Origin of the sequence: Flavobacterium sp. W21_SRS_FM3 (genome assembly GCF_052113625.1) — a bacterium.
Taxonomy (GTDB): domain Bacteria; phylum Bacteroidota; class Bacteroidia; order Flavobacteriales; family Flavobacteriaceae; genus Flavobacterium.
Window position 1 is genome coordinate 1 of sequence record NZ_JBGQOD010000012.1, and the last position, 19,691, is coordinate 19,691.

The following is a 19,691-nucleotide window of genomic DNA, read 5'->3' on the forward strand; positions in this document are numbered from 1 at the left end:
CTACAATATACGCTAACACTTTTTTTTCATTCACCTCTTCAATAGTATTGAAACGCCATTGTCGTAAGGACTTCGTGGGTCCTTCTTGCGCGTTCACCAATTCTTTAGAGTCATCTTTTAAAAAGACGCCATTGTAAAACCAAATTCCGAAATAACTTTTAAATCCTCCAATACCAATTACATTTTTACCATTTAAAACATAAACTGGGCCTCCCCATTTAGTTGTCTCAATCAGCTCTGTTTTTGCAATAATTTCTTTTAGAAGATTCAGTTCTTCCGTCCAGTTATTATTCTTGTCCCAAACATGTTTTTTTGGTGTTGCAGCTTCCACTTATTTTCTTTTTTTAGTTTTAGGAACTTCTAATCCGTGATTAGGCATTGACGTCAGCTCAGCAATTTTGACAATTACTTCTACCGCCTTTTGCATGCTCTCAACAGGAACATATTCGTATTTACCATGGAAATTGTGGCCTCCTGCAAAAATGTTAGGACAGGGTAACCCTTTGTAAGATAATTGACAACCATCTGTTCCGCCACGAATGGGTTTAATTAATGGTTTAATGTCTAATTCTCTCATTGCTTTTTCAGCGATATCAACAATATGTTTAACAGGGACTACCTTTTCTTTCATATTGTAATACTGATCTTTGATCTCAGCTATCACAATATCTTCTCCAAATTGTTTGGCAAATTTCTTGTTGATCTTTGCCGTTATTTTTTGGATTTTTTCTTTTCTTTTCTCGAATTTTTTCTTGCTATGGTCTCTAATAATTAATTCCAAAACAGTCTCCTCAATACTTCCAGTTAAATGGTGTACATGATAAAAGCCTTCATAACCTTTAGTCTCTTGTGGTGTTTCGTCAGCTGGTAATGCATTGATAAATTCATTAGCGATCAACATAGAATTAATCATTTTTCCTTTAGCATAACCTGGATGCACACTTTTACCTTTAAAAGTAATTTTGGCTCCAGCCGCATTAAAATTCTCATATTCTAATTCTCCTATCTGACTACCATCCATAGTGTACGCCCAGTCAGCACCAAATTTCTCTACATCAAAATGATGGGCTCCACGACCAATTTCTTCATCAGGTGTGAATCCCACTCTAATTTTACCATGTTTAATTTCTGGATTTTTGATTAGGAATTCCATTGCTGTAACAATTTCGGTAATTCCAGCTTTGTCATCTGCACCAAGAAGAGTAGTTCCATCGGTAGTGATCAAAGTTTGCCCTTTGTACTGTAATAAATCTTTAAAATAACTAGGAGATAAAACAATGTTTTGCTCTGCATTTAAGATAATGTCTTTTCCGTCATAATCTTTGATTATTTGCGGGTTTACATTTGCTCCAGTAAAATCAGGAGTCGTATCAAAGTGGGAAACAAAACCTATAGTAGGTACTTCATGGTCGACATTACTGGGTAAAGTAGCCATGATATATGATTTGTCATCTATCGTCACCTCTTGCATTCCAATCGATTTTAGTTCCTCTACTAATTGATTAGCTAAGTCCCATTGTTTTGCAGTGCTTGGAGTGGTGTCTGAGTTTGGATCTGACTCTGTATCAACAGTTACATAACTGATGAAACGATCAATAATATGTTGCATAAAAGTATTTTTTTAATGAAGGTCAAAGATAAGGTTTATTTAGAATTCAGCCAGTAAAACTCCAATTATGAGTAGTATTTATACTGATGAAAAATTGTGTTTAGTGCATCATTTGCTCGCCCTCTGTATAACTGTTTGGCGCTCCGTAATGCATTGCTGTAACTTCAGTAGAACCGTCTGGATTGATGATCAGTAAAAATAAATTATTATAGTCTTGATCAGCAATACTATCAAATGGTCTTTTAGCACCCATCGCTTCAATAGTTTCTAGCACGGTGTTTGAATGCCCTACAATTAATAGGTTTTTACCTTTGTTATTCTGTAGCATAGAAGATGCGGCTGTCTTTATATTTTTAGCATCATACAATTGTATTTCTAAATGTTGGTCTTTAGCGGTAGCTGCGGCAGTAGCTCGAGTACGTTTGTAATCAGTAGAATAAATGGCATCTAGAGAAACGGCGTTTAAGAGTTTTGATAAAGCTAAAGCTCTTTCATTTCCCTTTGAAGTTAAAATAGGATCTTTCTCTTGAGGGTTATCGGTCATTTTTTCGGCATGGCGTACCATATAAATTGTAGTTGCCGTTTCTTTTTGTGCAAAAAGAGTTATAGATATAAAGAGAAATGCTAAACTGATATAATTTTTCATGTTGCTTATTTAAGGGCACTAATTTATTGCTAATTATTCAAAATAGGGGCATTAAATACGTCTTTAACAGCTTCTTTAATTTTTAGGTCGAAATATTTATTTATCGGGGAGATAATTCTATTTTTGCAGCACACAACTAAAAAGCTATGTACAAACTACTTATTCGACCGTTATTTTTCTTTTTTGATCCCGAAAAAATTCACCATTTTACCTTTTCATTAGTACGGTTCACTTCAAAAATCCCTGGATTTTCGGCAATATATCGATCGCTTTATTTGGTTGATGATAAGCGATTAGAGACAGAAGTTTTTGGTTTAAAATTCAAAAACCCAGTGGGACTGGCTGCAGGTTTTGATAAAGATGCTAAATTATACAAAGAGCTATCTAATTTTGGTTTTGGATTTATAGAAATAGGGACTTTAACACCAAAAGGGCAGGAAGGTAATCCTAAAAAGCGCTTGTTTCGTTTAAAGGAGGATTCAGCAATAATCAACCGTATGGGTTTTAATAACGGCGGGGTGCTAGAAGCGGTAGAACGATTAAAGAAGAATAATGGCGTTTTAATCGGAGGGAACATCGGTAAAAACAAAGTTACGGCTAATGAAGATGCAACTGCTGATTACGAAATTTGTTTTGATGCGCTGTTTGATTATGTGGACTATTTTGTAGTGAATGTGAGTTCGCCAAACACGCCTAATCTTCGTGCATTGCAGGACAAAGAACCTTTAACACAACTGTTACAAACATTGCAAAATAAGAATTTGGCAAAGCCCAAACAGAAGCCTATTTTATTAAAAATTGCTCCCGATTTAACTGATGAGCAATTGCTTGATATTATTGATATTGTGGCTTCGACAAAAATTGCAGGAGTAATTGCAACGAATACCACGATTTCTCGTGAGGGATTGCAATCTGTCAATAAAACGGAAATGGGTGGGTTGTCAGGAAAACCGTTAACCAAACGTTCTACAGAGGTGATTCGTTTTTTATCTGAAAGAAGTAATAAAGCTTTTCCAATTATTGGTGTTGGTGGAATCCATTCTGCCGATGATGCAATTGAAAAATTAGAAGCTGGTGCAAGTTTATTGCAGTTGTACACTGGATTTATTTATGAAGGACCAGCACTAGTAAAAGCAATAAATAAAAAGATTTTGAGGCGAATGAAATAAGCCGCTTATTTCAATAGTTAAAAGTCTGCTAGAAAATATTTAGCAGACTTTTTGTTTTTAGAATTAGGGAACTTGTACAAGAAGTCCTGTTAGTAGAGCAATCCCAAAGCTTAATAAAGTTCCTATTAGTACATACTCGGTTAATTTTCGATCTTTGGCTTCTTTTAAGTCACCAAAACGAAAAATAGATTTGGCCGCTAATAAAAATCCGATGGCTTCAAAATGGCCCGTGATTATAAAACTAAACACAAACAAGCGCTCTAATATTCCAATGTAATTTCCCGCATTTGATAATGAATCGTCATGGCTGTTTTTGCTTTCTGGAGTCCAGATGGAAATTACGTTTTTGATGATGATTGATGTGGGTTTTGTCAAGAAAACAACCCCAGTTAGCAACATCCAAAACGATTTGTCAAACGAAAATAGAAATAGAGGCTCATTTGTATACAAGTAGGTTATTCCAATGATGACCATAATATGCAGGGCTTGATCCAGTAGAAACCAACTTCGTTTTGTCTTGTTTTTTTGATATCGAAGTTTAGCATAGTCAATAAATCCATGGAGCGCAGCAAGTACTATCGCTAATCCTATAAAATCAATTTTTCCAACAAGAATGAAAGCCAAAATGGCGTGTAAAGCGATGTGGAAGTAGAGGTAGATACTATTATGTTTTTTCTTTTCTTTATCAGCGACCCAAGAAGTTGGTTGCAATACAAAATCCCCTAGAATATGTGCTAAAAATAATTTTATAAAAATAATCATAGGTCTATTGTTTTTATTTTTTTTCTAAAATAGCGCTCTAGGTCCATCACAAGGTCAAATTTAGCTCTCGTTCTTCGACGGCTTACTGCGGCTTGATTAATATGCAGTAACAACCCTATTTCCTCTTGTGAAAGTGTAGGGTTCTCTAAAGTTACTAGAGCAAACTCAGATGATTGAACTAACCAGCTATCCATGAATGTCATGGCTAAACGCAGCATCAAATTTATCTCTTCATCAAACGCAGCATTGCTTGTTTGAATGGCAAGATTATTTTTTTGCTGTTTTAAGGTATCAAAAAGAAGTCCTGAGCGTACAAATGCAGATCCATTGCTTTCCGATATGGTATCGGCTACGTAGGTCTTATCCCCAAAACCAATACTAATGCGAACATCTAACTGTACGCTTTTTAAATATGCCTTAATATGGAAAGCGACCAGCAAACTGTCTTCAGGGTTATTGACTTCCAGCTGAAACTCATCCCCCCGATAAATCTCCCACTGTTTAGGAGTGGTACCAAAGCGATTCAACACTTTTTTCAAGCCGTCCATCCATATAGAAGGAGAACGTTTACGTGAGTTAATTATGTCGGCGGTGATAATGCTAGTCATGTTCAAATATAATTAAAATTAAAATTTTAGTGGCATTTAATTAGATACTATCAAATTACGTAATAATAATTAATATTACCAAATAATGTAATAATTTAAAATATTACCATAATATGGAATATTTAAAGGTACTGTTTTGCGTCAATTTTTTAAAAACTTTAAATAAGAAACCTTTGCTACTTTGTCACTTTTATTATCTTTGAAACTATATGAAGCCAGTAAAAATTATAGAATGTCCACGTGATGCCATGCAAGGTATCAAACCTTTTATTCCTACACACAGGAAAGTGGCTTACCTGCAAGCGTTGCTGCGAGTAGGTTTTGATTCCATTGATTTTGGGAGTTTTGTTTCTCCAAAAGCGATTCCACAAATGCAAGATACCGCAACTGTTTTATCCCAACTGGATTTGTCTCAAACTACTAGCAAACTCTTAGCTATAATTGCAAATACTAGAGGTGCTGAAATAGCTTCAAAGCATGCTGAAATTCAGTATTTAGGTTTCCCATTTTCGATTTCTGAGAATTTTCAAATGCGAAATACGCATAAAACTATAGCAGAATCTTTAGTCACACTGAGTGAAATTTTAGCAATTGCTGATCAAACAAATAAGGAAGTGGTTGCTTATTTATCTATGGGTTTTGGTAATCCATATGGAGACCCTTGGAGTGTAGAAATTGTAGGAGAGTGGACAGAAAAATTATCTACTATGGGAGTTAAAATTCTCTCTTTATCCGATACTGTAGGAAGCTCCACTCCAGACGTGATTAGTTATTTGTTTTCTAATTTAATTCCGAAATATCCAGAGATTGAATTTGGAGCTCATTTACATACCACTCCAGACAAATGGTTTGAAAAGATTGATGCAGCTTATAAAGCGGGCTGTACCCGTTTTGATGGTGCAATTCAAGGTTTTGGTGGTTGTCCAATGGCTAAAGATGATTTAACGGGCAATATGCCTACAGAGAAATTACTGTCTTATTTTACTGCTAATAAAGTAGCAACCAACTTGAATCCGCTTAGTTTTGAAAGTGCTTATAATGAAGCTTCTAAGTTATTTGGTGAATTTCATTAATGAGAAATAATAGTATCGTTGGATAACAGCAATTGGTATATAATAAGTTGACTTAGCATACGTTCTAAATAGCTAGCATAGTGTATCCTATAAGCATGATGATGATTATGAAAAAAACACACATTAAAAAATTGGTCTTCACGCTATTCAGCCTGTTTGCTTTTTCATGCAGTAGTGATTTGGACTTTAATCAGGCAAATGAACTGTTGTTAGAACCTGTAATTGTAGCTAATCTTACTTATTTTGATATAGCTGCTCCACAGTTTGTAACTAATGGAGTAGAAAATAACTTACTCTTTGATGCGCAGGATTTTGATGTTTTTCGGGATTCTTTTTTTCGAGATAATTTAAAAAGAGCCGACTTCTATTTTGAAATAAGCAATACCATTTCCAGAGCATATACTATTAATATCCTTCTGTTGGATAAAAATGATCAAATTCTCTACACTATCCCAATGACTGTCCCCGCGTATACTGGCTCAGAAAATGTAGTTAAGACCACAGAGTTTTTTGAGAATAATAAGTTGGCTTTACTGAAGAGTACAAAACGAATGGCTTTTATGCTTACGATGGCTCCGGGAACTCCATTAACAGCAAATAGTCCAGGGAATTTAAAACTTAAGTCAAGTGCAACCGTTTATTTAGAGATAAAATGAGGATAAAGTACTTGCTTTTACTACTGATTGTTTCATTTAGTAGTCTTTCACAAAACAAACAAATTTTATATAACTTCACCTCTATTCCTCAGTCAATGATGAGTAATCCTGGAGCTGATGTGAAATATAAATATTATTTTGGTGTACCATTGCTTTCAGGTATTTCTGCAAATGTGGGCTCTACAGGCTTTTCAACCTATGACTTATATGCTAAAAACGATGTGAATTTCAATACTAAGCTGCGTCAAGTTGTTAACTCTGTTTCAAGGAATGACAAATTGCTTGTTAATGAACAAGTCGAATTATTTACAGGTGGCTTTCAGCTGGGAAACTGGGAGAAAAAAGGATACGTATCTTTTGGTATGTACCAAGAATTTGATTTTGTTTCCTATATGCCTAAAGATTTGGCCATCATTGCGCTAGACGGTAATCGAGATCATTTAGGAAAAGTTTTTAACCTAGGGGATCTAAATATGAAAACCGAAATGCTTTCTGTACTGCATATTGGTTATCATAAAAATCTAAATGAAAATTTCATAGTAGGGGGAAGGGCTAAACTTTATTCAAGTGCTTTTAATGCTCAAACTACAAATAATTCAGGATACATTTATACGATCCCAGGCGAGAACACCATTTATGAACAAGTGATTTATTCTGATTCAGAGCTGAATACTTCGGGGGTAGCTAAATATTTTGAAGATGATTACGAAGGCGATGCCGCCAGTGATATCATAAAAAAGACACTTTTTGGAGGCAATTTAGGACTCGGATTTGATGCTGGTTTTACTTATTATCCAAAGAAGAATACCCAGATAACGGCAAGTATTACAGATGTGGGTTTTATCAAACACAGCAAAGAAGTGAAGACATTTACTTATAAAGGTTACTATAAGTATGAAGGGGTTAATCCTAATTTTGATACGGCTAATAATTCAGGAAGTACCTACGAAGAATTTCAAAATGCCATTCCGTATGATTCGGTTTACACCAAATATACAACTTGGAGACCTGCTAAATTAAATGCGTCTTACCAGTATTCATTCGATGAATCTAGAACTGCAGATTGTAATTGCAGCGGAGAAGAAAATGAATTTAAAAGTGCCGTGGGTGGTCAATTGTTTGTGATGACCTTGCCTAGAAAACCCATAATGGCACTCACCGCTTATTATCAACGCCAACTTGTTAAAAATCTAAATGTGAAGGCGACTTATACGTTAGATTCCTTCTCCTACACTAATATTGGCTTGGGACTGTCAGCACAAATTGGGAAACTAAATATGTACTTACTTGCAGATAATCTACTGGAATATCGTGATGTTTCTAAGGCAAACAGTTTGTCATTCCAGTTTGGTTTCAACTTTATTTTTAAAGAAGTTAATGATTAAATTCAGCTATTATTATTATTATTATTAAAATTTATAGAGTAGTTATCAGCAGGATTCTATAATAAACACAAATTTATAATAATCATTACATAGTTAGCTAGGGCATAATTGAAAGTGGACTGCAGTAGCCTTGATTTAAAGCGTTAAATATTAAAACTGTATGTTTTCGAGCATTAAATCAAATAATTTGCTATATTTGCACGCAATTCAACTAGAAATTGCAACATGATAGCACACAACTCCAAGATTATCGGCGAAGGTTTAACTTACGATGATGTATTATTAGTTCCTAACTACTCAAATGTGCTTCCTCGCGAAGTGAGTATTCAATCAAAATTTTCACGAAACATTACACTTAACGTTCCTATTGTATCTGCAGCTATGGATACAGTAACAGAGAGCGCAATGGCAATTGCTATGGCTCAAGAAGGAGGAATTGGTGTTTTACATAAAAACATGACTATTGAGCAGCAGGCTGCCAAAGTGCGTAAAGTAAAGCGTGCTGAATCAGGAATGATCATTGATCCAGTAACTTTACCGTTAACCTCTACTGTTGCTGATGCTAAAAATGCAATGAAAGAATTTGGTATTGGCGGAATTCCAATTGTAGATGAAAATCAAACACTTAAAGGAATTGTAACCAATAGAGATTTACGTTTCGAAAAAAACAATTCTAGACCAATAGTAGAAGTGATGACAAGTGAGAACTTGGTTACCGTTGCTGAAGGAACTTCTTTAGAACAAGCTGAAGTTGTTTTACAAGGTCATAAAATCGAAAAACTTCCAGTGGTAAATGCAGCTAATAAATTAGTGGGTTTAATCACTTTTAGAGATATCACTAAATTAACTCAAAAACCTATTGCTAACAAAGATGTTTACGGACGTTTGCGTGTAGCAGCTGCTATTGGTGTTACTGGTGATGCAGTTCAAAGAGCAGAAGCTTTAGTAAATGCCGGAGTAGATGCTATTATCATTGACACTGCACATGGACATACTCAAGGTGTAGTAAATACGTTGAAAGAAGTAAAAGCTAAATTCCCTCAGATCGATGTTATCGTAGGAAACATTGCTACTCCAGAAGCAGCTAAATTTTTAGTAGAAAACGGAGCTGATGGTGTAAAGGTCGGAATTGGGCCTGGTTCAATATGTACTACACGTGTGGTAGCTGGTGTTGGTTTTCCTCAATTCTCTGCTGTATTAGAAGTAGCAGCAGCATTACATGGAACTGGTGTTCCGGTAATTGCTGATGGTGGTATTCGTTATACAGGTGATATTCCTAAAGCAATTGCTGCAGGTGCTGCCTGCGTTATGTTAGGATCTCTTCTTGCAGGAACGAAAGAATCTCCAGGAGAAACTATCATTTTTGAAGGTAGAAAATTCAAATCATACAGAGGTATGGGATCCGTAGAAGCGATGGAAACAGGTTCTAAAGATCGTTATTTTCAAGATGTAGAAGATGATGTGAAAAAATTAGTTCCAGAAGGAATTGTAGGACGTGTACCTTACAAAGGTGAATTGAACGAAAGTATGTTGCAGTTCATTGGTGGTCTTCGTGCCGGAATGGGGTATTGTGGTTCAAAAGACATTCCTACATTACAAGAAACAGGACGTTTTGTGCGTTTAACTTCTAGCGGAATTGCCGAAAGTCATCCTCATAATGTAACCATTACAAAAGAAGCACCTAATTATTCAAGATAGTTTAGGATAAATAGATCCAATTAAAAAAGGCAAAAGTAGTTTACTTTTGCCTTTTTTGTTTTTATTCTGGAAATAAGGAATTCATTAATTTGTTGTTTCCTACGATCCATAAAATATCGTCTTTTTGTAAAACAATGTTCGACTCGGGATTCAATATTCGTTGCCCGTTACGCTCAATTCCTACAAGCAAACCATTGGTACGCTCGCGCAATTTAGATTGGCCCACGCTGACTCCTATAAATTCAGGATTATTGAGTTCTATTTGTTTTAAGACAAGGTTGTTATCTTTTTTCAAAGGTTCCTTAATTTCATTCAGTTTTAGATAATTCGAAAATTGCTCTACCTGTTCGTCGGTACCAATGACACAAATTTCGTCCCCAGGGAACAATCGCTCTAGTTTATTCGGAATTTGAATCGTCAATTCACCACGTTTTATAAAGGCGATATTGATTCCTAAATCTTCTCTCACCTGCAGTTCCCTAAGGGTCTTTCCAGCCAAACTGGATTCTTTAGCAATTTCAAAGGTAGACATATGTCCATCCCAAGGTGTTAGATTTGCATGACGACGGTCTACTTTTTTTACCTCTCTATTGTTGAGGTTTTTTAGAAAGTGATTTTCAATTTTATGGTATTGCGCATGCAATTGCTTTGGGAAAAAGTAGTAGGTAGTTATGGCTACTAATAAAGCAAAAAAGGCAATGATTGGGGAGAAGAATATGTTCAATAAAAAACCAATATAAAACAAAGCAAGTCCCATTCTAAAAAAGATCATCATCAAAATGGGACCTCTATATTTACGTTCTTTATACAATGCATCTACTTGTTCTACGGCTACACGACGGAGTGCTAATGCCCATAAAAATGGCGAAATAACAACTATGGTTATTAAGGCAGCTATCGCATTACCAAATTTAGAATCTTCTACTATCGGCAGTATAAAATTAGCAGACAATAAGATAATGGAGGTAATGATTATTGTATTGAGAATAATCTGCATTAAGTAGGCACGTATCGCGATTTGCCATGTACTCACAGAACGAATAGCTTGCGCATTAGTACTATATCTAGCAATATTTTTAACCCATTTACGAGGTAGTTTTCGCTCTAATATTTCCGAAAAAGGCACCGCCATTTTCACCATAAAAGGTGTAGTAAAAGTGGTGATGGCTGATACGGCAACGACAATTGGGTATAGAAAAGAACTCGTTACATTCATTGACATACCTAGCGTTGCTATAATAAAGGAGAATTCTCCAATTTGTGACAAACTCATTCCAGTTTGCACAGCTTGTTTTAAAGGTTGGCCTGAGATAAGCGCTCCAATGGTAGAACTAATCGATTGTCCAAATATCGTCACAAAGGTCAGAATTAATACCGGTATCGCATGCTCATATAACATTACAGGATCAATCAACATCCCAACAGATACAAAGAAAATTGCACCAAACAAATCCTTAACGGGTTTTACTAAATGTTCGATATGTTCGGCTTGCGTCGTTTCGGCAATGATGGAACCCATGATAAATGCCCCTAAGGCTGGTGAAAAACCAACATCTGAAGCCAAAATAACCATCATCAAGCAAAGCGCAAGCGAAATAATTAACAACATCTCATCTGTCAATAAATGCTTAGCTTTCTTTAGTAAAGACGGAATAAAAAAGATACCTCCCATAAACCAAGCCGTCAGGAAAAAGATAAGTTTTAGGATGGACATCAACAATTCTGTTCCAGAGAACTTTTGACTTACTGCAACGGTAGAGAGTAAAACCATCATTAAAATGGCAACGATATCCTGCACAATAAGCGAACCAATCACAATTCCGGCAAATTTTTTAGCCTTAACACCCAGTTCGTCAAAGGTTTTTAAAATAATAGTAGTCGAAGATATAGAAAGGATGACACCCAAAAATATCGAGTCCATTTGGCTCCAGCCCATCCATTTTCCGGCCAAGAATCCCATCAATACCATCGATATAATCTGGGTGACGGCAGTAATGGAGGCAGTACCTCCCACCTTCATCAACTTCTTAAAACTAAATTCGAGACCCAAACTAAATAGTAAAATGATGACACCGATCTCTGCCCAAACTTCGACACTTTTAACATCCTTAACAGAAGGGAAAAAGTCGAAATGCGTACCCGCTAAGAATCCCGCAATTAGATAACCTAATACTAAGGGTTGTTTTAACTTTTTAAATAGTAAAACGGCGATACCGGCGGTCATCAAGATCAATCCCAAGTCGCTAATTAATGGTTCTAAATGTGTTGTCGTTTCTGCTATTGTTGCTGCGGCGCTCATAATTTATTGTTGTAGCTAATCCAGCTTTTCATTTCAAGCTTTCGGTCAAAAAACTTTTTTATCAGGCAGTTTGCAGGAGTTTCCGTTGGTCACTCTGCATAATGCCATAAAAATAGTTTTTATCCCTCTAGGCTTTTCATTGCATTCTGGGCTAGTGCTATTGTATAAAGTTGTACTTCTGATTTTCTAAACACTATTGTAGTTTAGGGACTTAAAAAAAGCTATCGATAAAGATAGCTTTTTTTGAAGATTTTCAATTTATATCCGTTAGGATGAAAACACTTTTATTAAAATCTATAAAATGATAAGGTGTAAGTTAATATTTTTTATTTTCAAGTCTAGATTCCTAAGAAATTGCTAGGTGTAATTTGCATTAATTCGGCTTTTATAGCTTCAGATACATCAAGCGTTCCTATAAAACCATGAATAGCATTTTTGTCAATAGCTTCATTAGTTCTAGTTAAACCTTTCAATGCTTCGTAAGGATTTGGATAGCCTTCACGACGTAAGATTGTTTGAATTGCTTCTGCTACAACTGCCCAGTTTTTCTCTAAATCTTCGTGGAACTTTGGTTCGTTCAATAACAATTTATTCAATCCTTTTAAAGTAGCCTCAAATCCAATGATTGTGTGTCCTATTGGCACACCTACATTTCTTAAAACAGTACTGTCTGTTAAATCACGTTGCAATCTTGACAACGGTAATTTAGCTGATAAGTGTTCAAAAATAGCGTTTGCTATTCCTAAATTTCCTTCTGAATTTTCAAAATCAATTGGGTTTACTTTATGTGGCATTGCAGAGGAACCGATTTCTCCTGCTTTGATTTTTTGTTTGAAATATTCCATGGAAACATAAGTCCAAATATCTCTGTCTAAATCGATAATGATCGTATTGATCCTTTTCATTGCATCAAAAAAGGCTGCAAAATGATCGTAATGTTCAATCTGAGTTGTTGGGAAAGAGTGGTGCAATCCTAAAATGTCTTCGACAAATTTTCCTCCAAATTGTTTCCAATCAATTTGTGGATAGGCCACATGGTGTGCATTGTAGTTTCCGGTTGCTCCTCCAAATTTAGCAGCAAATGGAATATTGAATAACAAACGCATTTGCTCTTCTAAACGCTCAACAAAAACGCCAATTTCTTTACCCAAACGAGTAGGTGAAGCAGGCTGTCCGTGTGTACGTGCTAACATGGGTACGTCCTTCCATTCTACACTTAACTCTTTTAATTTTGAAGTTAATGTGATCAATGAGGGCATATAAACTTTTTCAAAAGCTTCTTTTGTAGAAAGCGGAATCGCCGTATTGTTAATGTCTTGAGAAGTTAAACCAAAATGGATGAACTCTTTGTATTGTGATAAACCTAATTTTTCAAACGCATCTTTAATGAAGTACTCTACCGCTTTTACATCGTGGTTGGTTACTTTTTCCGTTTCTTTGATCCATAGCGCGTTCTCTGTAGAAAAGTTTTTATAGATGTTGCGTAAGCTTTCAAATACATCGGGATTCACAGCTGTTAGTTGTGGCAAAGGCACTTCACATAATGCAATGAAATATTCGATTTCAACTAATACGCGGTATTTGATTAAAGCTTCTTCCGAGAAAAATGGAGCTAAAGAAAGGGTTTTACTTCTATATCTTCCATCGATAGGAGAAATAGCATTCAATTCGTTTAAAGTAGTCATTGTTGTGTTATTTATTGGAAAGGCACAAATATAAACCTTTAAGGGCAATTTCGAAAAGGATTATTTTTTAAATGAACTCAATTAGCCTCTTTTTTAGTTGTTTCATTCCCTCAGATGCCATTTCTGGAATCACCTGCAACGGATTCCTTAAATTCGGAATGCTTGCAGGTTTAGGATCTATGTAAAAAAGCGGAATTGAAGCTTTTGTAAAGTCGATTAAGCCAGCTGCTGGATAGACTTGTAAGGAGGTTCCAATAACAGCAAAAAAATCAGCAGTTTCAGTAATACTGACCGCTTGTTCTAAAGCAGGCACTTCTTCACCAAACCAAACAATATGTGGTCGCAACTGGTTTTGTTCAGTATCTACATCACCAAAATTCAAATCGCTTGTCCAATCCAGGATATAATTAATATTTTTTGTACTTCTTACTTTTAATAACTCGCCATGCAAGTGCAAAACATTAGAACTTCCCGCACGTTCGTGCAAGTCATCTACATTTTGTGTAATGACGTGCACTTCAAATTGAGATTCTAATTCTGCCAGAATTTGATGCCCTAGATTGGGCTGTACTTCCTTTAGTTGTTTTCGTCTCTGATTATAATAATCAAGAACTAAAGCAGGATTTTTATGCCAGCCTTCTGCAGTGGCAACATCCATAACATTATGTCCTTCCCAGAGACCGTTGCTGTCTCTAAAAGTCTTGATGCCACTTTCGGCACTGATGCCAGCTCCTGTCAAAACCACTAATTTTTTTTTCATGAGTAGATTTGCTAAAAATTTTATGCGAAGGTTAGTAGTAATTGTAAACTTTCCTAGTGATGCAAATTAAGAAATTAATTAAAAAGGTTTTCTCTTTTTATGTCGAATTGTCGTTTAGTTTTTAAAAAAATAAAAGTATAGAAAGTAAACAAAATTAATTTTAATTATATTTAGTGTTTTTTAACTTATTGATATAGTTGCTTTTAAAAAAAAAATAGTGTCCAAATTTTTTTGGGCTATGATGTAGAATGATAAAGCTGTCGTTATGAGAAATAAAATTTTTGAAAAGACAAATAATGGATTTGTATACCGGTATGTATATATTTTTTTTATTGTATTACTTAGTATTGTAGTGTTATTATCTTATGCGCTGTATACAAATATTAATGAACTTAATAGCAAGCAGGAAATTAGGCAGCAGTCACGCTTAACTGCTGATTTAATGAGGCAAAGTTCTGATGACCTTACTCGATTTTCAAGAACCTTCGTCATCACCGGTGATTCTAAATACGAAAAAATATATTGGGATATTTTGAATATTCGCAACGGAAAAAAAACAGTGCCTTCAAATTACAATAGGGTTTATTGGGATTTGGTAATAGGGAATGAAAAATATTTTCATGGAGATAAAAATGTAATCTCTCTGGTTGAAATGATGACCAAAATGGGTTTTACAAAAAAAGAATTTGCGCAACTGTATCAGTCAAAAACGCTTTCTGACCAACTTTCCTCTACCGAAATTATGGCAATGAACGCTGTGAAAGGGGTCTATAAAGACAAAGGAGGAAATTATACCATTCATAAAAAGCCAAATAAAGAAATGGCAATCAACTTGGTTTTCGGACCTCAATACCATGTTGACAAGGCTGGGATAATGAAACCAATTGATGCGTTTTTTGCAAAAATTGACAGTAGAACAAATAAGGAGGTAGAGAAACATATAGTCAGAGGAAAACTTATACTGACTCTCATTATTGTTTTTACCATAATTATGATGGTAGTATTGTTTTACATTTTAATTGTATTGATAAGAAAGTTAATCGTTAACAAAGCATTAGTCGAAAAATACAATAAGCGACTTCGAGCAGATAATGGCTTATTACACAAAAACAAATTAGAACTGATCAAGGCAACACAAATAGCAGAATCTGCAAATAAGGCTAAATCAGATTTCTTGGCTAATATGAGTCATGAAATTAGAACGCCCATGAACGGAATTTTGGGCTTTATAGATATATTGACACACATTGAGACAGATGATGAAAAGAAGGAATACTTGGATATTATTCATACCGCTTCAAATAACTTGTTAAGTATTATCAATGATATTTTGCACATTTCAAAAATAGATTCGGGAAATTATGCTACTACAGAGGAAGTACTGGATATTTATAACGTGGTTAGAAAAGTATCTAGATTGTATGAGGAACAAGCTAAGGTGAAAGGAGTAGAGTTTATTTTTGAGTTCAATATTAAAATGAAACGGTATTTACTGATAAGTGAAAGTTCGCTTTTACATATATTAAACAACCTGCTGTCTAATGCACTTAAATTTACTGCCACCGGGTTTATAAAATTATCATTAAAAGAATTAGCAGCTAATAAATTAGAAATAATTGTGCAGGATACAGGAATTGGTATCAGTGAGAGTAAAAAAGAAAAGCTGTATGATCCTTTTGATCAAGGAGAACATTTTCTAACCAAAAAATATGGTGGCACAGGATTAGGCTTGCCTATCGTTAAAAGGCTTATTGATTTGATGGGTGGAACAATCATTTTCCATTCAGTTACTGGGATAGGAACGACTGTGATTGTTACTTTACCTTTTAAAGACGCTTTGTTAGTTGAAGGTTCTCAAGAAATGGTAATCGAAAATAAAAAAATCCATAATCATCTTAAAATCATCTCGGCAGAAGACGTGGAGATAAATCAGAAGGTGGTTGAAGGTATTCTCAAAGGACAAGCACTCGAATTAAAAAAGGTGTACAACGGTCATGAGTTAATTGAAGAACTTCATAATGAGCAGTATGATATTATTCTAATGGATATCCAAATGCCAGAGTTAAATGGGATTGATGCCACTAAGCAGATTCGAAACAACAGTAAATTTAAAAATATAATCATTATTGGTCTCTCCGCTTTTGCTTTGAATGAAGATGCAAAAAAAGCCTTTGACGCCGGAATGGATGACTATATTTCGAAGCCGTACACAAGAGACGAATTAATCAGTAAGATCAATAAATGGGGACGCAAAATTGTCAGTAAATCGATAGAAAAATAGCTGAATAGTACTTTGGATTTGTTGTTTATAGTAGAAAAATAGATTTGTAGTATTAATTTAAAAGCTGACTCAAATATTCTATTTTTGCAAAAAAAATAAATAGTCAAATGGTCGATATCGATTACCTTAATTTTCTTGAAAACATCCTTACTGATAACCGCAAAGAGAAATTCTTGAAAGTACTGGAAAATAGAACCAATCATTTTACTATTGCTGTTGAAGATATATTCCAAATGCACAATACTAGTGCGGTGATGCGTAGCTGCGAAGTTTTTGGGATCCAAGAATTAAATGTTATCGAACAGCGCTACGGAAAAAGCATCGATAAGGAAATCGCAATGGGAGCCCAAAAATGGGTCGATATTAATACCTTTGATAGTATAACTAACTGTGTCGATACTTTGAAAAATAAAGGCTACCAGATCATTGCAACAACACCACATGACAATGATTGCTTGATGGATGATTTTGATATCACAAAACCGAGTGCTTTGTTTTTTGGAACTGAAAGAGATGGATTATCTGAAGAGATTTTACAACGTGCCGATGGTTTTCTGAAAATTCCAATGGTAGGATTTACAGAAAGCTTGAACATCTCTGTTTCGGCTGCTATTATCATTCAAAACCTAACGAACAGATTAAGAAAGTCCAATATTGATTGGCATTTGTCCGAAGAAGAAATACTTGTAAAACGCCTGGCTTGGGCTAAAAATTCTATAAAAGACATTAAGAGAATTGAAGCAAGGTATTTTGAGGAAAATCCGAGTTAGTATAACAAGCACTCAAAAGAGTTTATATCCATTAGCTGAGTCACTGCGAACTGTGAAGCAATCACATCCAGTTTTTCGACAAAGTATGTAATGAGTTAAAGTAAGTAAGTTTCTTATTATAAACCGCGTTACAAACGCTACGATTTGTTTTTTAATTTAAGTAGGTATATTTTTTTTCACTGTGTAACGTTTAATTATTTTACTTCTTTATAGAATCCACTTGTTCATTAATCAATTGTGCAACTAGTTCCTCTATATCTTCTTGAGTATATGTACCACTTTTTATTTTAAAGCTGCCTTTTTTATTTAAAACCGCTATTCCTGAGCAAGTTTTATCTCTAGGAAAAAAAATCGTACGTAGAACTTCATCGTTGTCCAAGTGGATTAATTTGCTGTTTTTTAGTTGTTCCCTTCCAACACAGTCTGAATACACTAATTTAACTTTGAACTTTTTAGAATCAAAATTTTTGTAAAAATCATTCCAATAGCTAACTGTAGTTGCTTCTGCTATGCTATTACCGGATGAATCCAAAGGAGTGATGAAATTGATAATTAAAATAGTATTATCATCCCAATTAAGTTTTTGCACAACAGCATTTGTTTCAGCGGAAGTTAGCTTAACAAATCTTGGAATTGCGTTTTGTGCAGTTGATTTTAGGCCGTAAAATATTAGAATAATTAAAATATATTTTTTCATTTTCTTTCAGTTAACATTAATGCTAACGTTTTGCCACATTGATATGGCTGGAAGTTGGTAACCTTCAACTTTCTGCTTTGCAGAAAACTTTATGCGAAACGGTAATTCTACTAAACTCCAGCTAGCTCAAAATGGTTGTTGGCAAATTGGCTTTTTCGCCATTTCAATTTTCGGTTTAGTTTCCGCACCGATTCTAAGCGGATTCAAATTTAAAATTATTTGTTCTTAAAAAGAAAAGATAATATCAAAGTCTAGATTAATTATTTTTGGCTTCCCATACAATTAAGTATACAAATGCTAAAGCAATAATTGTTTCCATGTTATCTCAACATTAAAAGTTAAACTTAGGTTATTCCAGTCGGCAGGAAGCCGATAAAAGCCTATTTTGGTTTAACAAACTAGGCTTAACCTTAATAAGAAAAACCGTATTTTCAGTAAATGTTTTTTAATTTTTATTATATATCTTTTATTTTAAAAATTATTATTGTGTCAAAAGAACAAAAACAAATTAGTTAATGATTATGAAAAACTTAAAAAAGTCAATTCTTTTGCTTTTAAAAAGGCGGAAAAAAACAATAAATTTGTTAAAAATGAATCAACTGTTTATTAATTTTATTATTTCTCCATATTCAACGTTTGTTTTTATAAGTACTTTCTCAACTGTTGTAATTATAGCTGTTCTGTGATTATATTCTGAGAAATCATTTCTATTTATAACTGCTACAATATGATTAACAAATATTGTTAATGTCAAGCCATCTGTATTTTTTACTTCAATTGTTTTTAAACTCATCTTTAAAAATTTTAATTATTATAAAAATATTATTTGTTTAGTTTATTCCTTCCAAGCTGTAATATAACGTTTCGCAGCTACACGATGCACAAGGTTTCGATATCCGAGTATTTTCGGCTTAACGAAAACTTGATGCGAAACGGTAATTTTACTAAACTCCAATTAGCTCAAAATGTCTGTTAGCTGTTGCCTTTTAGCATTCGTTTGATCTTTCCAAAGAGAGACAGTTTCGTTTTTTTAGGTTCAATTTCTGTTTTGCTGACAGAATTAAAACTAATTTCATAAGCTGTTTCCATTATTCTTTTTTTTGGTTTATATATTTTTCCGTTTTCGTTTTCTAAATAAGGATAACAATAAATTGTCCGCGTAATAGTTGGGGAGTCTATAGGGATTTCAAAACGAATTATTGCTTTTTTTATAAAGGACATTTCAAAGGCGTTATTTTTCAGTTCGGTTTGTATTATAACTTTTAGTTTTTCAAGGTCTGCGGAAAGAGGTTTTATTGCAACTTCTTTTGGAATTATGTTTTTGTTTAAAATATCTATTTCAATTTCGGCTACATTTTTTTCTCTAGCAATATAGTTTAGCCAGTCAGCCACATAGCCACCGTCATAATATCCAAGAGTACTCAAATAACTAAGGGCTAAATTTCCAGGAAGTCCATTTAAATTTTTCGCTTTCGCCATTTTTTTCTTTAAGGTTACCGCTAAGGTCTTGGCACTACAGCGGGTTTGGGACTAAATTAAGCCTATTCTTCGGATTTGCCAAAACTTCCAAATACAAGACCATTTTTCCATTAA

At 34.4% G+C, this 19,691-nt stretch carries 18 protein-coding genes; 7 read left to right on the forward strand and 11 right to left on the reverse strand.

Annotated elements, in window-relative coordinates; genetic code table 11:
* The 3 genes from ACEN2K_RS14140 to ACEN2K_RS14150 form a co-directional block, all read right to left on the reverse strand.
* Nucleotides 1-331, reverse strand: a 331-nt coding sequence (locus ACEN2K_RS14140; protein ID WP_441759985.1) for a DUF1801 domain-containing protein, incomplete at its 3' end; no start/stop codon positions are given.
* Nucleotides 332-1,609: a peptidase T gene (gene pepT / locus ACEN2K_RS14145; protein WP_441759986.1), complete on the reverse strand. Its 1,278-nt coding sequence runs from the start codon at nucleotides 1,607-1,609 to the stop codon at nucleotides 332-334.
* 100 nt (nucleotides 1,610-1,709) lie between these two features.
* Complete coding sequence (locus ACEN2K_RS14150) at nucleotides 1,710-2,255, reverse strand: histidine phosphatase family protein (protein ID WP_441759987.1); 546 nt, start codon at nucleotides 2,253-2,255, stop codon at nucleotides 1,710-1,712.
* 146 nt (nucleotides 2,256-2,401) lie between these two features.
* Between ACEN2K_RS14150 and ACEN2K_RS14155 the strand changes: the two genes are divergently transcribed.
* Nucleotides 2,402-3,424 (forward strand): quinone-dependent dihydroorotate dehydrogenase, encoded by a 1,023-nt coding sequence (locus tag ACEN2K_RS14155; protein WP_441759988.1) that lies wholly within the window; start codon nucleotides 2,402-2,404, stop codon nucleotides 3,422-3,424.
* Between the two features lie 63 nt (nucleotides 3,425-3,487).
* Here the strand turns inward: ACEN2K_RS14155 and ACEN2K_RS14160 are convergent, their stop codons facing one another.
* The gene (locus ACEN2K_RS14160; RefSeq protein ID WP_441759989.1) at nucleotides 3,488-4,186 is read right to left on the reverse strand and encodes a DUF3307 domain-containing protein; all 699 of its coding nucleotides are present in this window, start codon (nucleotides 4,184-4,186) and stop codon (nucleotides 3,488-3,490) included.
* Nucleotides 4,183-4,794 (reverse strand): hypothetical protein, encoded by a 612-nt coding sequence (locus ACEN2K_RS14165; RefSeq protein WP_441759990.1) that lies wholly within the window; start codon nucleotides 4,792-4,794, stop codon nucleotides 4,183-4,185. The genes ACEN2K_RS14160 and ACEN2K_RS14165 overlap by 4 nt, the downstream gene beginning before the upstream one ends.
* Before the next feature lie 209 nt (nucleotides 4,795-5,003).
* On the opposite strand from ACEN2K_RS14165, the gene ACEN2K_RS14170 reads away from it, so the two are divergent.
* The 4 genes from ACEN2K_RS14170 to guaB all read left to right on the forward strand — a co-directional run bounded on the left by ACEN2K_RS14170 (nucleotide 5,004) and on the right by guaB (nucleotide 9,606).
* Entirely contained in the window at nucleotides 5,004-5,867 is an 864-nt protein-coding gene (locus tag ACEN2K_RS14170) for a hydroxymethylglutaryl-CoA lyase (protein WP_441759991.1), read from the forward strand.
* A gap of 107 nt (nucleotides 5,868-5,974) precedes the next feature.
* Nucleotides 5,975-6,523 carry a hypothetical protein gene (locus ACEN2K_RS14175; RefSeq protein ID WP_441759992.1) on the forward strand — a complete coding sequence of 183 codons (549 nt, stop codon included), beginning with the start codon at nucleotides 5,975-5,977 and terminating at the stop codon, nucleotides 6,521-6,523.
* The gene (locus tag ACEN2K_RS14180) at nucleotides 6,520-7,908 is read left to right on the forward strand and encodes a DUF5723 family protein (RefSeq protein ID WP_441759993.1); all 1,389 of its coding nucleotides are present in this window, start codon (nucleotides 6,520-6,522) and stop codon (nucleotides 7,906-7,908) included. Before ACEN2K_RS14175 ends, ACEN2K_RS14180 begins: the two co-directional genes overlap by 4 nt.
* A gap of 225 nt (nucleotides 7,909-8,133) precedes the next feature.
* Nucleotides 8,134-9,606: an IMP dehydrogenase gene (gene guaB, locus ACEN2K_RS14185; RefSeq protein ID WP_441759994.1), complete on the forward strand. Its 1,473-nt coding sequence runs from the start codon at nucleotides 8,134-8,136 to the stop codon at nucleotides 9,604-9,606.
* 61 nt (nucleotides 9,607-9,667) lie between these two features.
* On the opposite strand, the gene ACEN2K_RS14190 is transcribed toward guaB, so the two are convergent.
* From ACEN2K_RS14190 to ACEN2K_RS14200, 3 genes are all read right to left on the reverse strand, one after another.
* Nucleotides 9,668-11,905 (reverse strand): cation:proton antiporter domain-containing protein, encoded by a 2,238-nt coding sequence (locus ACEN2K_RS14190; protein WP_441759995.1) that lies wholly within the window; start codon nucleotides 11,903-11,905, stop codon nucleotides 9,668-9,670.
* A 338-nt stretch (nucleotides 11,906-12,243) separates the two neighbouring features.
* Nucleotides 12,244-13,590, reverse strand: a complete 1,347-nt coding sequence (gene purB, locus ACEN2K_RS14195; protein WP_441759996.1) for an adenylosuccinate lyase — start codon at nucleotides 13,588-13,590, stop codon at nucleotides 12,244-12,246.
* Nucleotides 13,591-13,657: 67 nt separating this feature from the next.
* A complete protein-coding gene (locus ACEN2K_RS14200; protein ID WP_441759997.1) occupies nucleotides 13,658-14,350 on the reverse strand; it encodes an SIR2 family NAD-dependent protein deacylase in 693 nt (230 codons plus the stop codon).
* Between the two features lie 265 nt (nucleotides 14,351-14,615).
* Between ACEN2K_RS14200 and ACEN2K_RS14205 the strand changes: the two genes are divergently transcribed.
* On the forward strand, nucleotides 14,616-16,631 hold the full coding sequence (locus tag ACEN2K_RS14205) for an ATP-binding protein (protein WP_441759998.1): 2,016 nt from the start codon (nucleotides 14,616-14,618) through the stop codon (nucleotides 16,629-16,631).
* 107 nt (nucleotides 16,632-16,738) lie between these two features.
* Nucleotides 16,739-17,401, forward strand: coding sequence for a TrmH family RNA methyltransferase (locus tag ACEN2K_RS14210; protein WP_441759999.1), 663 nt, complete (start codon nucleotides 16,739-16,741; stop codon nucleotides 17,399-17,401).
* A 199-nt stretch (nucleotides 17,402-17,600) separates the two neighbouring features.
* Here the strand turns inward: ACEN2K_RS14210 and ACEN2K_RS14215 are convergent, their stop codons facing one another.
* The 3 genes from ACEN2K_RS14215 to ACEN2K_RS14225 form a co-directional block, all read right to left on the reverse strand.
* Nucleotides 17,601-18,098, reverse strand: a complete 498-nt coding sequence (locus ACEN2K_RS14215) for a hypothetical protein (RefSeq protein ID WP_441760000.1) — start codon at nucleotides 18,096-18,098, stop codon at nucleotides 17,601-17,603.
* Between the two features lie 595 nt (nucleotides 18,099-18,693).
* On the reverse strand, nucleotides 18,694-18,891 hold the full coding sequence (locus ACEN2K_RS14220) for a hypothetical protein (protein ID WP_441760001.1): 198 nt from the start codon (nucleotides 18,889-18,891) through the stop codon (nucleotides 18,694-18,696).
* 179 nt (nucleotides 18,892-19,070) lie between these two features.
* Entirely contained in the window at nucleotides 19,071-19,577 is a 507-nt protein-coding gene (locus tag ACEN2K_RS14225; RefSeq protein ID WP_441760002.1) for a hypothetical protein, read from the reverse strand.
* Nucleotides 19,578-19,691 lie beyond the last annotated feature (114 nt).